This window comes from Serratia sp. CoH_122_TC_1, from assembly GCF_058191755.1.
The window spans coordinates 143129-155970 of the sequence record NZ_JBXWLA010000010.1; the positions used below are offsets into that span (position 1 = coordinate 143129).

A 12842-nucleotide genomic window follows, 5' to 3' on the forward strand; every position below is an offset into this window, starting at 1 on the left:
AAGGATTACAGATCCGCCAGTAGGATCTTGGAGCGGCGCTGGTAGTTGTATAGCGCCTGTTTCTCGACGGGCAGCACGTCGACGTCTGCCGGCGTGAAGCCTCTCTCCTGGAACCAGTGAATGCTGCGCGTGGTTAGCACAAACAGTTTATGTAAGCCCATCTGCCGTGCCTGGCTTTCCACTCGCTGTAGTAACATTTCACCGCGCGATGAGCTGCGATAATCGGGGTGAACCGCAACGCAGGCCATTTCACCGATCTTTTCTTCAGGGAATGGGTATAGCGCAGCGCAGGCGATGGTCAGGTTATCGCGTTCGATAATGGTGAACTTGTCGATCTCCATCTCTAATTGCTCACGTGAGCGACGAACCAAAATACCTTGCTGTTCAAGCGGGCGGATGAGCTCGAGGATGCCGCCGATATCGTTAATTGTCGCCCGGCGTACCTGTTCAGCACTCTCCATGACGATCTGGGTACCGATACCGTCGCGCGAGAACAGCTCTTGCACCAGTGCACCGTCTTCCTGATAACTGATCAGGTGGCTGCGACGCACGCCGCTGCGGCAGGCTTTTACTGCGCCACGCAGGAAGCGCACGGTGCCGGAATGGTAGTCACCAGTCTCTTCAAGTTCTTCGATGCGTTTCTGCGCATCATTGGGGAACAGTTCGGACAGGATATTGCCTTGTTGATCGGTGACCCCTTGAGAAGAGCAGAAGCCGATCATTTTCTCGGCCTTCAGTTTGATGGCTAACTGGGTTGCCACTTCTTCTGACGTCAGATTAAAGCTTTCGCCGGTGACGGAAACGGCGACCGGGCCAATCAGCACGATAGCGTTGCTGTCGAGCTGACGGTGAATGGCCTCTTCATCAATACGACGGATACGACCGCTGTGGCAGTAGTCTACGCCGTCATCAATTCCCAGTGGTTGGGCAATGATAAAATTACCGCTAACCACGTTAATATGCGCACCCTGGAGCGGCGTGTTGTTAAGGCTCATCGACAACCGGGCGGTGATGTCCAACTGCAACAGGCCTGCAGCCTGTTTCACCAACTCAAGCGTGTGAGCGTCGGTGACACGGGTATGCTTGTGATAAATCGGTTCTAGATTATGCTGCGCGAGGTTGGCATCGATCTGCGGTCGTGCACCATAAACCACCACCAAACGAATACCAAGGCTATGCAGCAGCCCGATATCGTTGACGATGTTGGAAAAGTTCTCATGTTCTATGGCTTCCCCGCCAAGCATGACGACAAACGTCTTGCCGCGGTGGGCGTTGATATAGGGAACTGAGTGACGGAATCCTTGGACCAGCTCTGTACTACGTTCCTTCACGGCCAAACCTCATTTGCATATTTATACGATATTTTTGTATTTTTATTCTTTTCTGGTCCTGATGGCAAGTACGAAATTGTCTCTCTTTCTTTGCTAAGGGCGCTGAATCGTTAATAAATTGAAAAACCATAAAAAGATTTTCTGATGACAGCGCCGGAATGATTGGTTAAAGTTTTCGGCATTCCCGTTTTACTGGTGTTTTTTTCATCTGTTTTAATCTGTTATCACTGCTGGAGTCGCATGCCAAACTCAAATCACAATCTGGGCCGCCGTCGTTTATTACAGGGGGTTGCCGCAAGCTGGTTGCTGAGTGTGAGTCGCGTAGGTATCGCTGCTTCATCGCACGTCATTGCCGTACGCGTCTGGCCTTCCTCCACCTATACCCGGGTGACGCTCGAATCTAACGTTGAATTGAAATACAAACAGTTTGCGCTGACCAATCCCGATCGCGTGGTGGTGGATATTGAAGGCGTGCAACTCAACAGCGTGTTGAAGGGTATTGTCGGTCAAGTGCGTGACGACGATCCCTACCTGAAGCAGGCGCGTGTTGGGCAGTTCGATCAAAATACCGTCCGCTTGGTGCTGGAGCTAAAACAGAGCGTTAGCCCTCATATGTTTACGCTGGCACCGGTACCGGAATATCGCAATCGTCTGGTAATGGATTTGTATCCGAGTAAGGGCGGTAGCGGTGAAGACTATGATCCACTGCTGGCGTTACTGGAAGATTACAATAAGGGCGATCTTGAGCGTACTTTGCCGGCGGAGGCACCACAGGCCGGTAAGGCAGGGCGTGACCGGCCTATTGTCATTATGCTGGATCCTGGGCATGGGGGGGAAGATCCCGGTGCCATTGGCAAATTCAAGACGCGTGAAAAAGACATCGTGTTGCAGATTGCGCGGCGACTGAGCACGTTAATCAAACGCGAGCCGAATATGAAAGTCTTTATGACGCGCAATGAAGATGTCTTTATTCCGCTGAAGGTGAGGGTGGCTAAGGCGCGTAAGCAGCGTGCTGACCTGTTTGTGTCAATCCACGCAGATGCTTTTACCAGCCGCGCCGCACGCGGCTCGTCAGTCTTTGCTCTGTCGACCAAGGGGGCAACCAGCTCGGCGGCGAAGTTCCTGGCACAAACCCAGAATGAATCGGACCAAATCGGTGGGGTAAGTAAAAGTGGTGACCGCTACCTGGATCACACCATGTTTGATCTAATCCAAACCGCGACCATCAATGACAGTTTGAAATTCGGCAAGGAAGTGCTGAACCGGATGGGGAAAATTAACCGTTTGCATAAGAATCGTGTCGATCAGGCCGGTTTTGCCGTATTAAAGGCACCGGATATCCCATCGATCCTGGTTGAGACCGCGTTTATCAGCAACATAGAAGAAGAGCGTAAGCTGCGTACCACCCATTTCCAGCAGCAGGTGGCGGAATCTATTCTTGCGGGCATCAAGGCCTATTTTGCCAACGGTGGGGCGGTAGCGCGCAGAGGATAACCTAAAAGCAGAAACGGCTGGGCTGATGCCCGGTCGGTTTTTAGCGGATTTTAGATACAAAAAAACACCCGTTAAGGTGCTTATCTGTAGTCATTAAGATTGGTTGCGGAGGCCGGATTTGAACCGACGACCTTCGGGTTATGAGCCCGACGAGCTACCAGGCTGCTCCACCCCGCGTCCGTCTTAATGCTTGTATTATCGAAACCAACATTTCATAAGATACCGCTGGTACAGTATCTGTTGGTTGCGGGGGCCGGATTTGAACCGACGACCTTCGGGTTATGAGCCCGACGAGCTACCAGGCTGCTCCACCCCGCGTCCGTATAATACTTTTTCATCGAATCCAACACTTAATTGATACTGCTCTTGCAGTATCTGTTGGTTGCGGAGGCCGGATTTGAACCGACGACCTTCGGGTTATGAGCCCGACGAGCTACCAGGCTGCTCCACCCCGCGTCCGATGGAAGCGCACTATACTCTCCGTGCATTTTGTTGCAACCCTTTTTGCATTTAATTGAACTAAAACGGCCTTTCTGGTGGATTAGTCCGCAATTTGCGGTCTTTTTCATCGTTATCCGCCGTGGGGCTTTTTTTATTTGCAGCGATTCCTTTATCTATGGGCGTTTGTTATCGTTCGCCGGTAGATCATATCAGTTGAGAGTGTGCGTGATGAAAGGACGTTGGGGCAAATACCTGCTGGGCGGGTTAGTGGTAGCGGTACTGGCAGGCTGTTCGTCTAAGCCGACTGACCGGGGACAGCAATATAAAGATGGCCGTCTGGATCAGTCTCTGGAGCTGGTGAACCAACCTAACGCCAAGGGCGTACCGGTGAATGCCAGGGATTACGCAGATCAACTGATGGAGATTAAAAACGCCTCTCCTTCACTTTTCAATCGCAACAACACGACGTTTCAGGCCGTACAACGTTGGATGGCCTCTGGCGCTGACACGCGCAGCCTGAACCAATACGGCCTCAGCGCCTACCAAATGGAGGGCGTGGACAACTACGGTAATGTGCAGTTTACCGGTTACTACACCCCGGTATTGCAGGCGCGCTATACCCAACAGGGCGAGTTCCGCTACCCGCTGTACCGCATGCCGCCAAAAGGAAAAGGCCGCTTGCCCGATCGCGCAGGCATTTATTCAGGTGCGCTGGATGACCGCTATATTGTGGCGTACACCAACTCACTGATGGACAACTTTATGATGGAAGTCCAGGGCAGTGGCTATGTGGATTACGGCAATGGTCAGCCGTTGGTGTTCTTCGGCTATGGTGGCAAGAACGGCCATGCTTACCGCAGCATTGGTAAAGTGCTGATTGACCGCGGCGAAGTGGCGAAGGCGGATATGTCGATGCAGGCGATTCGTCAGTGGGCGGATACCCACAGCGCAGCAGAAGTGCGTGAGTTGCTGGAGCAAAACCCTTCCTTTGTCTTCTTCCGTCCGGAGGCCTTTGCGCCGGTTAGGGGTGCCAGTGCTGTGCCACTGATTGCCAAAGCCTCGGTGGCGTCCGACCGTTCGTTGATCCCTGCGGGCACCACGCTGCTGGCAGAAGTGCCGCTGCTGGACAACAAGGGTAAATTCACGGGAAAATATGAGATGCGCCTGATGGTGGCTCTGGATGTGGGTGGGGCGATTAAAGGCCAGCACTTTGACATGTACCAGGGCATCGGGCCAGATGCCGGTCACTCGGCAGGTTTTTACAACCACTATGGCCGCGTTTGGGTGTTGAAAGGCGCCAATGTTAACGCGCCGTTGTTTACCAGCCAGAGCGGTTCCTCGTCCGGTGGCTCGCTGTTAGTCACCCGCTAACGGCTCTGGGTGATACAGAAATAGATTGACCCGCAAGGGCCGGACATTCCGGCCCTTATCATTTGCAATGTTAAGGTATTGAAGCGTTATGAGCACAGCCTATTCTGAAGCCTACCTGCAGCGTTTTGGCGGCACGGCACGTTTGTACGGTCAGCAGGCATTGGCACTGTTTGCCCAGGCACACATTTGCGTGATTGGCATCGGCGGCGTGGGCTCTTGGGCGGCAGAAGCACTGGCGCGCACCGGAATCGGTGCCATTACACTGATTGATATGGATGATGTCTGCGTCACCAACACTAACCGCCAGATTCATGCGCTACGCCAGCATGTCGGTCAGTCAAAAACGGAAGTGATGGCGGAACGTATTTTGGCGATCAACCCAGAGTGTCGGGTGACGTGCATTGACGACTTTATTACTGCCGACAATGTCGCAGAGTTGCTGAATAACAATTTTAGCTATGTCATCGATGCGATTGACAGCGTGCGGCCGAAGGCGGCACTGCTGGCCTATTGTCGCCGTTACAAGATCCCCGTGGTCACTACCGGTGGTGCTGGTGGCCAGATAGATCCTACCCAGATTGCGGTAGTCGACTTGGCGAAAACCATTCAGGATCCGTTAGCCGCCAAATTGCGTGAACGGCTGAAAAATGACTTCAACGTGGTGAAGAACAGCAAGGGTAAGCTGGGTATTGACTGCGTGTTTTCGAGTGAGCCACTGGTTTACCCGCAGCCGGATGGCAGCGTTTGCGCGTCGCGGAGTACCGCGGAAGGGCCAAAAAGAATGGATTGCAGTGCAGGGTTTGGTGCGGCAACGATGGTGACCGCCACCTTTGGCTTTGTCGCTGTTTCCCATGCCCTGAAGAAGATGGTAGCAAAAGCCGCGCGTTAGGCGTAGCGAGCGGCCATCGTCTTCACGGCGCCAGCCAGAGCCTCCAACCCGCTGGCGCGGGTGGCGCTGAGCTGGGAACGCAGTGCAAGCTGCTCAAACAGCGCCAAGGGATCCATTGCCACGATTTGCTGTGGCGTTTTTCCTTCGACCGCCGTCAACAGCACCGCCAGCAGGCCGCGTACGATGCGGCCTTCGCTATCACCATAAAAGTGCATGGTGCCGTCCGCCAATAGCTGATGCCCCAGCCAGACCCGGTTCTCACAGCCACTCAATTCCATTTCCGCTGCACGTAATGCTTCTGGCAGCGGCGGTAATTGCTTCGCCAGCATGATCAGTTGGCGATAGCGATCTTCCCACTGTTTCAGCGCGGTAAACTTCTCGGTTAATGCCTCGGCGGTTATTTCATGGCCAAAGGGATGGGGGGCAAGCATAGTCTCTCCGGGAGTCATTTAGTCGGCCAGCAGGTCGATGGCGCTCTGCAGTGCGGCCACCAGGGCATCGACGTCTTCCTGGGTGTTGTAAGGCGCAAAAGAGGCACGTAGCGTCCCGCTGACCCCCAATGCCGCCATGAGCGGCTGAGCGCAGTGCTGACCTGCACGCACCGCGATGCCTTGTTCTGCCAGTAAGGTGACGATATCGCTGTGATGGATACCGGCAATATCAAACGCCAACAGGCTGGAGCCAGAACAACGGAAGCTGCGGAACCCCGGCAGTTGCGCCAACTGTTTCTCTGCCAGATCGGCCAGTTCGCGGCTGTAGTGCTCAGCTGCCGCCATATCCTGATTGCCCAGCCATTCCAGCGCTGCGGCCAGCCCTAACACACCCGCGATATTTGGCGTACCGGCTTCAAAACAGTGTGGGGGTTTTTGCGGCGTGAAACCGTCGAATGACGCCAGCGTTAACATCTTGCCGCCCCCTTGCCAGGGGGCCATCTGCGCCAATAATTCACTTTTACCGTACAGTGCGCCAATGCCGGTAGGGCCATAGAGCTTATGCCCAGAGAAGGCGTAAAAATCTATGTTAAGTTGCTGAACGTCGGCCGGGCAGTGCACGATACCTTGTGCACCGTCGATCATCACGCGTGCGCCGACGCTGTGGGCCAAATCTATGGCGTGTGCCAAATCCGGGCAACCGCCAGTGACGTTGGACATCTGTCCCAGAGCCAGCAGGCGGGTTTTATCGCTGAGCAGGCTCGGCAATTGTGCAAGATCGGGTAACGAGTCTGCGCCAAGCGGCAATTTCACCACGCGTGCGCCGGTTTGTTCAGCCACCATGAGCCAGGGAATCAGGTTGGCGTGGTGTTCGGCCTCACTCACCAGGATTTCGTCACCCGGCTGCAAGCGCGGGCGCGCATAACTTTGCGCCACCAAATTGATGGCTTCAGTCGTACCCCGGGTCCAAATAATGTCATCGGCTGACGGAGCATTCACAAGCTTAGCGACTTGCTGACGAGCCTGTTCGAAACGCAGGGTCAGATCTTGCGCCGCGCGATGTTGGCTGCGGTGCACGGTGGCAGCGTCGTCACGGTAGAACTGCTGCGTAGCGTTGATGACCGCCAAGGGTTTCAACGCGGTGGCGGCGCTATCAAGATAAATCCCCGCTTGTTGCAAAGCAGGAAACTGATTACGAAAAGCGATGGGGTTAAAAGGTGTCATACCCTGATTGTCACTGGCTTGAGTCAATGGTTGATCCTGTCTTATTTTATCGCCAGAGACAAGCTATCCCGCATATTAGGATTCATCGGCTGGAAATTATGGGTAAGTTTGTTATGCTGTTAGGTGCGCACTAAGTCATGACGTTAAATAATATAAAAGGTTTTTTACAGCATTTAAAACTACAAAGGAGTCCACAATGAAGAAAACAGCCGCAGTTATCTCTGCCCTGATGCTAACGTTTACCCTGGCAGCCTGTTCCAGCAACTACGTGATGCAGACCAATGATGGACGTACCATTGTCGCTAAAGGAAAGCCCGCGTTGGATAATGATACAGGCATGATCCGCTATAAAGACGCCAATGGCGTTGAGCAGCAGATCAACCGTTCAGACGTGAAGGAAATGGTTGAAAGCGACCAGTAACGTCGGTCAAAAGCGGGTAAAAAAAAGCACCGCAAAGATTGCGGTGCTGCATAAAATCACTATGGACAGACAGGGTAAATGTACAGGAAGTGAAAAAACAGTAGCTTAGCTACCACGTCTGGATTGCCAGACAATTTGCAAACACAACATCACAACCACAAGCCAAAAGTTCATCGATGTCCTCGACACCCAATTCCTTTTCGTTCCGGCCCGGGAAGTGCCGCCACTATAGGTATTTGCTGGCGCATGCTCAACGGACAATTTATAATGGCTCGGATTAAAAAAACTAATGGTAGCGCTTTGCTGTCCTGTGCCTATTGCACGGCAGACAACGCCGCTTGATTTTTTATGCCGAATCATTCGGAATATTGTTACACAAAAGTAGCTAATAATGTCTAAACGCTTACCACCTCTTAATGCGCTGCGGGTCTTTGACGCGGCTGCCCGTCACCTGAGTTTTACCAAAGCGGCTGAAGAGTTGTTTGTCACCCAGGCTGCGGTGAGCCACCAGATCAAGTCGCTGGAGGACTTCCTTGGCCTGAAGCTGTTTCGGCGTCGTAATCGCTCTCTATTGCTGACGGAAGAAGGGCAAAGTTATTACCTGGATATCAAGGAAATCTTCTCCTCAATCAATGAGGCGACGCGTAAGTTGCAGGCGCGTAGCGCCAAGGGCGCATTAACCGTCAGTTTGCCCCCGAGTTTTGCTATTCAGTGGTTGGTGCCACGACTGTCTGGCTTTAACTCAGCTTATCCGGGAATCGATGTGCGAATCCAGGCGGTGGACCGCGAAGAAGACAAGTTGGCGGATGATGTCGACGTAGCGATTTTCTATGGTCGTGGCAACTGGACGGGGTTACGTGCCGAACGTTTATACGCGGAATACCTGCTGCCGGTATGTTCACCGAGCTTACTGACTGGGGAACATGCATTAAAAGTGACGAGCGATCTGGCTTATCACACGCTACTGCATGATACTTCCCGCCGCGATTGGTTGGCATATACGCGCCAACTGGGGTTACAACACATTAATGTGCAACAAGGCCCGATTTTCAGCCACAGCGCCATGGTGGTTCAGGCGGCAGTACATGGGCAGGGGATTGCGCTGGTAAATAACGTGATGGCGCAGACCGAGATTGAAGCCGGAAGGTTGGTTTGCCCGTTTAACGATGTTTTAGTCAGTAAAAATGCTTTTTATCTGGTATGTCATGACAGCCAGGCAGAACTGGGTAAAATAGCCGCCTTTCGTCAGTGGATCCTGGCACGCGCAGCCAGCGAACAAGAAAAGTTCCGCTTTCGCTACGAACAATAAGGCAGGCCGCCATTTTATTGCTGCCCGCTTTCTTTAAATAAAGGTAAATAACGATGAGCAGTCGTTCAATGCTGATTTTTGCCGCTATCAGTGGCTTTGTATTTGTTGCTCTGGGCGCGTTTGGCGCACACGTATTAAGTGGCACGTTAGGCGCTAACGAGATGGTTTGGATCCGTACCGGTCTGGACTACCAAGGGTTCCACACTCTGGCGATCCTGGCGTTGGCCGTGGCGATGCAACGCCGCGTTAGCCTGTGGTTTTATTGGAGCGGGGCGCTCTTGGCGCTCGGCACTGTACTGTTCAGCGGCAGCCTGTACTGTCTGGCGCTGTCACACCTGAAGGTCTGGGTTTATATCACGCCGGTTGGCGGCATGTGTTTCCTGATCGGCTGGGCATTGATGTTGATTGGCGCTTTGCGTCTGAGGAAAAAGGCCGAGCGCCATGAATAGACTTGCGTTGTATTGCCGTCAAGGCTTTGAAAAAGAGTGCGCGGCGGAAATTACCGCCAAGGCAGCTGAACTGGAAGTGTTTGGCTTTGCCAGAGTAAAAGATAATAGCGGCTACGTGCTGTTTGAATGTTATCAACCGGATGACGCCGATCGCCTGGCACGGGAAATTCCGTTCCGCGAACTGATCTTTGCCCGCCAGATGCTGGTGGTTGGCGAGTTGCTGCGTGATTTGCCGCCGGAAGATCGCGTATCACCGATTGTTGGCATGCTGATCGGTGTGGTTGACCGTGGTGGTGAGCTACGTGTTGAAGTCCCTGACACCAACGAAAGCAAAGAACTGTTGAAGTTTTGCCGCAAGTTGACGGTACCGTTGCGTTCTGCAATGCGTGAACAGAAGGTGTTGATGGCGCGTGAAAACGCAACCCGCCCCGTGGTCCACGTGTTCTTTATTGCGCCGGGTTGCTGCTATGTCGGCTATTCCTTCAGCAATAATAATTCACCGTTCTACATGGGGATCCCACGTCTTAAGTTCCCATCCGATGCGCCAAGCCGTTCTACGCTGAAGCTGGAAGAGGCATTCCACGTATTTATCCCTGCCGATGAGTGGGATGAACGTTTGGCCAGCGGCATGCATGCGGTCGATCTGGGCGCCTGTCCGGGCGGTTGGACCTATCAATTGGTGCAGCGTAGCATGATGGTACATGCGGTAGATAATGGCCCAATGGCGCCGAGCCTGATGGATACCGGTCAGGTAACGCACCACCGCGCCGATGGCTTCCGGTATGAGCCTTCCAGCAGCAAGATTTACTGGCTGGTGTGCGACATGGTGGAGAAGCCGGCGAAGGTGACGAGCTTGATGATTCAGTGGCTGGTGAAAGGGTGGTGCCGTGAGGCAATCTTCAACCTTAAACTGCCGATGAAAAAACGCTACGAAGAGGTGTCGCAGAACCTGTTGTCCATCAAAGAAGCCTTGGACTCGGCGGGTATCAGCTCAGAAATCCATGCCAAGCAGCTGTACCACGATCGTGAAGAGGTTACGGTGCACGTTCGCCGCATGTGGTCAGCCGTGGCTGGCCGTCGCGACGAGCGTGAATAAGAACGCTGCCGACACTAATCTTATACCCTAAATCATTCGAGTTGCAGGATCTAATACCCCTGCAGTTTGAAGTATGACGGGTATCGTTAAACCGGTAACCGCAGTTGCTGCAGGTTGCCGGTTAACACCAGATCGGTTCGTAGCGTCGCCACCTTTTTACTGATATAAGCCATTTCGCGGTGCTGCTGCAGTTTACCGCGCCATTTCTCCGGCACCTGTTCCAGACTCTGATATAACCCATCAAGCGAACCTGCCTGCTGTAACAGCAATACCGCCGTTTTCGGTCCGATGCCGGCTACGCCAGGGATCTTGCTGCTGCTGATCCCCGCCAATCCCCAGTAATCTGACAGCTGCTGTGGCGATACCCCAAACTCCTGTTGCACAAATGGCATATCCAACCAGCGTTTTTGGAAGTAGTCACGGATTTGCACACTTGGTGCCAACAGTTGGCAATAACCTTTGTCGGTGGACACAATAGTTACCTGATGACCGCCGCCAGCGATCTTGGCCGTCAGGGTTGCCGCCAGGTCGTCGGCTTCATTGCCGGGCGAGTGCCAACAGGCGACGCCAAGGGCGGCGAACGCCTGACGAAGCTGCGGCATTTCCTGCTGTAAATCCGCCGGCATCGGCGAACGGCCTGCCTTATAGTCGGGCAGGATTTGGTGACGCCAGCTTTCACTACGATCGTCTTCGTCGAACACCGCGACCGCGTGGGTTGGGCGGCTGTGCTGGATCAACTGTTGCAACGCATGTTGGCAGGCAGTCACGCAGGGGGAACCCTGCACGGCGTGAATGCGGCGGATGAGGTTTAGGGCGTCGACAATCAGTAGGTGTATATACACGTTATCCTTCACGCTGGTTCTTTGTTGGCTGCCTTCACTCACCCCGGTCACACAGTTATCTATGCTCCCGGGGATTCACTCTGTTGCCGCCTCGACGCAGCTTAAATGATTTCGTGTATCGGCAGTGTTTGCGGTTAAAAATGAGGCCTGGTTGAACTAGGCGACGATTTCGTAGCAGGGAACATAAGCGGTGCCGGGAAGCTTCATGCGATGTTGGGCGACAAAGCCCTGCAGCAGGCTGTCCATTTGCTTCATCATCTGCGGTTCGCCGTGTAGCTTGTACGGGCCAAACTGCTCAATAGCATGAATGCCATTTTCCTTCACGTTACCGGCTACAATACCGGAAAATGCGCGGCGTAGCGCAGCTGCCAATTGTTCGGCTGGCTGATCCGGGTACAGGTTGAGATTGGCCATATTTTCGTGGCTCGGCTCAAACGGCAATTGCAGATCGGGTGCGATACGGATTGACCAGTTAAAGCTGTAGGCATCGCCGGTATTACGGCGGTTCTCTTTCACCAATGGCATGGCTTTCTTCATCTGACGTGCGACCTCGGCCGGATCGTCGATGATGATGGTGTAATGGCGGCGAGCTTCTTCGCCTAAGGTGTTCTTGATGAACTCGTCCAGCACACGGAAATAGTCGGCGCTTTCTTTCGGCCCGGTGAGGATCAGTGGCAATACCTGCTCGCTGTTCTCCGGGTTCATCAAGATCCCCAGAAGATACAGCAGTTCTTCCGCCGTGCCGACGCCGCCCGGGAAGATGATAATACCGTGAGCGATACGCACAAAGGCTTCCAGACGTTTTTCAATGTCTGGCATGATCACCAGTTCATTAACCAGCGGATTAGGCGGTTCGGCGGCGATGATTGAGGGTTCGGTCATGCCGATAAAGCGGCTGTTATAGTAGCGTTGTTGTGCATGGCCTACCGCGGCGCCTTTCATCGGTGCTTCCATGGCGCCCGGTCCGCAACCCGTGCAGATGTTCAGCTCGCGAAGGCCGAGTTGGCTACCCACTTTACGTGCGTACAGGTATTCGTTTTCGTTGATCGAATGGCCACCCCAGCACACCACCATATTAGGATCTTCATCGAGATGCAGCGCACGGGCGTTGCGCAAGATAGAGAACACCAGGTTGGTAATATGGGCCGAATTTTCCAGGTTCAGATGCTGGAAACGGCCAGCGCTATCTATTTGTCCGTGAACGAACAAGATGTCACGCAGTACCGCAAACAGGTTGGCTTGCAGTGACCGGATAATTCTGCCATCAACAAAGGCTTCTTCCGGTGGATTCACCAGCTCAAGTTTGACGCCGCGCTCACGGCGCAGCACGTTAATATCAAAGCTTTCGTAACGCGACAGCAGCTGTTTGCTGTTGTCGGTCTGGCTGCCGGAATTCAAGACGGCCAGCGAACAGTTGCGGAATAGGCGGTAAAGATCGCTGCTGGCGGTGCGCTTTAGCATGTCCACTTCCAGCTGCGACAGCAAATCCATAGAGCCAAGTGGGCTGATGTGTGTAATCAAGGTAACTCCTTTGCTCCCGGAAT

The 12842-nt window shown here is 53.6% G+C and carries 12 protein-coding genes and 3 tRNA genes; 7 read left to right on the plus strand and 8 right to left on the minus strand.

Annotated elements, in window-relative coordinates; genetic code table 11:
* Positions 1–5: 5 nt before the first annotated feature.
* On the minus strand, positions 6–1331 hold the full coding sequence (argA, locus tag AC2FC2_RS14730) for an amino-acid N-acetyltransferase (protein WP_209639819.1): 1326 nt from the start codon (positions 1329–1331) through the stop codon (positions 6–8).
* 240 nt (positions 1332–1571) lie between these two features.
* Here argA and amiC point away from each other — a divergent pair, with 240 nt between their 5' ends.
* Positions 1572–2825, plus strand: coding sequence for an N-acetylmuramoyl-L-alanine amidase AmiC (gene amiC / locus AC2FC2_RS14735; RefSeq protein WP_209639822.1), 1254 nt, complete (start codon positions 1572–1574; stop codon positions 2823–2825).
* 100 nt (positions 2826–2925) lie between these two features.
* Here the strand turns inward: amiC and AC2FC2_RS14740 are convergent.
* The 3 genes from AC2FC2_RS14740 to AC2FC2_RS14750 all read right to left on the minus strand — a co-directional run bounded on the left by AC2FC2_RS14740 (position 2926) and on the right by AC2FC2_RS14750 (position 3281).
* Positions 2926–3002, minus strand: a tRNA-Met gene (locus AC2FC2_RS14740).
* Between the two features lie 64 nt (positions 3003–3066).
* Positions 3067–3143: transfer RNA gene (locus AC2FC2_RS14745), tRNA-Met, on the minus strand.
* A gap of 61 nt (positions 3144–3204) precedes the next feature.
* Positions 3205–3281: transfer RNA gene (locus AC2FC2_RS14750), tRNA-Met, on the minus strand.
* A gap of 213 nt (positions 3282–3494) precedes the next feature.
* Here AC2FC2_RS14750 and mltA point away from each other — a divergent pair.
* On the plus strand, positions 3495–4637 hold the full coding sequence (mltA, locus tag AC2FC2_RS14755; protein ID WP_490659466.1) for a murein transglycosylase A: 1143 nt from the start codon (positions 3495–3497) through the stop codon (positions 4635–4637).
* An 88-nt stretch (positions 4638–4725) separates the two neighbouring features.
* The gene (gene tcdA / locus AC2FC2_RS14760; RefSeq protein WP_490659453.1) at positions 4726–5526 is read left to right on the plus strand and encodes a tRNA cyclic N6-threonylcarbamoyladenosine(37) synthase TcdA; all 801 of its coding nucleotides are present in this window, start codon (positions 4726–4728) and stop codon (positions 5524–5526) included.
* On the opposite strand, the gene csdE is transcribed toward tcdA, so the two are convergent.
* Positions 5523–5957: a cysteine desulfurase sulfur acceptor subunit CsdE gene (gene csdE / locus AC2FC2_RS14765; RefSeq protein ID WP_404760866.1), complete on the minus strand. Its 435-nt coding sequence runs from the start codon at positions 5955–5957 to the stop codon at positions 5523–5525. The genes tcdA and csdE overlap by 4 nt on opposite strands.
* Positions 5958–5975: 18 nt before the next feature.
* The gene (csdA, locus tag AC2FC2_RS14770) at positions 5976–7181 is read right to left on the minus strand and encodes a cysteine desulfurase CsdA (RefSeq protein WP_404760915.1); all 1206 of its coding nucleotides are present in this window, start codon (positions 7179–7181) and stop codon (positions 5976–5978) included.
* 196 nt (positions 7182–7377) lie between these two features.
* On the opposite strand from csdA, the gene AC2FC2_RS14775 reads away from it, so the two are divergent.
* The 4 genes from AC2FC2_RS14775 to rlmM all read left to right on the plus strand — a co-directional run bounded on the left by AC2FC2_RS14775 (position 7378) and on the right by rlmM (position 10456).
* A complete protein-coding gene (locus AC2FC2_RS14775) occupies positions 7378–7602 on the plus strand; it encodes a YgdI/YgdR family lipoprotein (protein WP_209639831.1) in 225 nt (74 codons plus the stop codon).
* A gap of 391 nt (positions 7603–7993) precedes the next feature.
* Positions 7994–8911 carry a transcriptional regulator GcvA gene (locus AC2FC2_RS14780; RefSeq protein WP_020828381.1) on the plus strand — a complete coding sequence of 306 codons (918 nt, stop codon included), beginning with the start codon at positions 7994–7996 and terminating at the stop codon, positions 8909–8911.
* 53 nt (positions 8912–8964) lie between these two features.
* Entirely contained in the window at positions 8965–9360 is a 396-nt protein-coding gene (locus AC2FC2_RS14785) for a DUF423 domain-containing protein (RefSeq protein ID WP_209639834.1), read from the plus strand.
* Positions 9353–10456, plus strand: coding sequence for a 23S rRNA (cytidine(2498)-2'-O)-methyltransferase RlmM (gene rlmM / locus AC2FC2_RS14790; RefSeq protein ID WP_037418444.1), 1104 nt, complete (start codon positions 9353–9355; stop codon positions 10454–10456). The genes AC2FC2_RS14785 and rlmM overlap by 8 nt, the downstream gene beginning before the upstream one ends.
* A gap of 86 nt (positions 10457–10542) precedes the next feature.
* Here rlmM and xni read toward each other — a convergent pair whose 3' ends face one another.
* Both xni and ppnN read right to left on the minus strand, forming a co-directional pair.
* The gene (xni, locus tag AC2FC2_RS14795) at positions 10543–11298 is read right to left on the minus strand and encodes a flap endonuclease Xni (protein ID WP_209639956.1); all 756 of its coding nucleotides are present in this window, start codon (positions 11296–11298) and stop codon (positions 10543–10545) included.
* 156 nt (positions 11299–11454) lie between these two features.
* Entirely contained in the window at positions 11455–12819 is a 1365-nt protein-coding gene (gene ppnN / locus AC2FC2_RS14800; RefSeq protein WP_209639837.1) for a nucleotide 5'-monophosphate nucleosidase PpnN, read from the minus strand.
* Positions 12820–12842 lie beyond the last annotated feature (23 nt).

Coding starts and splice junctions, on each gene's coding strand:
- rlmM (WP_037418444.1), top strand. CDS start 9,353: ATGAATAGACTTGCGTTGTATTGCCGTCAAGGCTTTGAAAAAGAGTGC.
- AC2FC2_RS14785 (WP_209639834.1), top strand. CDS start 8,965: ATGAGCAGTCGTTCAATGCTGATTTTTGCCGCTATCAGTGGCTTTGTA.
- AC2FC2_RS14775 (WP_209639831.1), top strand. CDS start 7,378: ATGAAGAAAACAGCCGCAGTTATCTCTGCCCTGATGCTAACGTTTACC.
- amiC (WP_209639822.1), top strand. CDS start 1,572: ATGCCAAACTCAAATCACAATCTGGGCCGCCGTCGTTTATTACAGGGG.
- AC2FC2_RS14780 (WP_020828381.1), top strand. CDS start 7,994: ATGTCTAAACGCTTACCACCTCTTAATGCGCTGCGGGTCTTTGACGCG.
- csdA (WP_404760915.1), bottom strand. CDS start 7,181: ATGACACCTTTTAACCCCATCGCTTTTCGTAATCAGTTTCCTGCTTTG.
- csdE (WP_404760866.1), bottom strand. CDS start 5,957: ATGCTTGCCCCCCATCCCTTTGGCCATGAAATAACCGCCGAGGCATTA.
- tcdA (WP_490659453.1), top strand. CDS start 4,726: ATGAGCACAGCCTATTCTGAAGCCTACCTGCAGCGTTTTGGCGGCACG.
- mltA (WP_490659466.1), top strand. CDS start 3,495: ATGAAAGGACGTTGGGGCAAATACCTGCTGGGCGGGTTAGTGGTAGCG.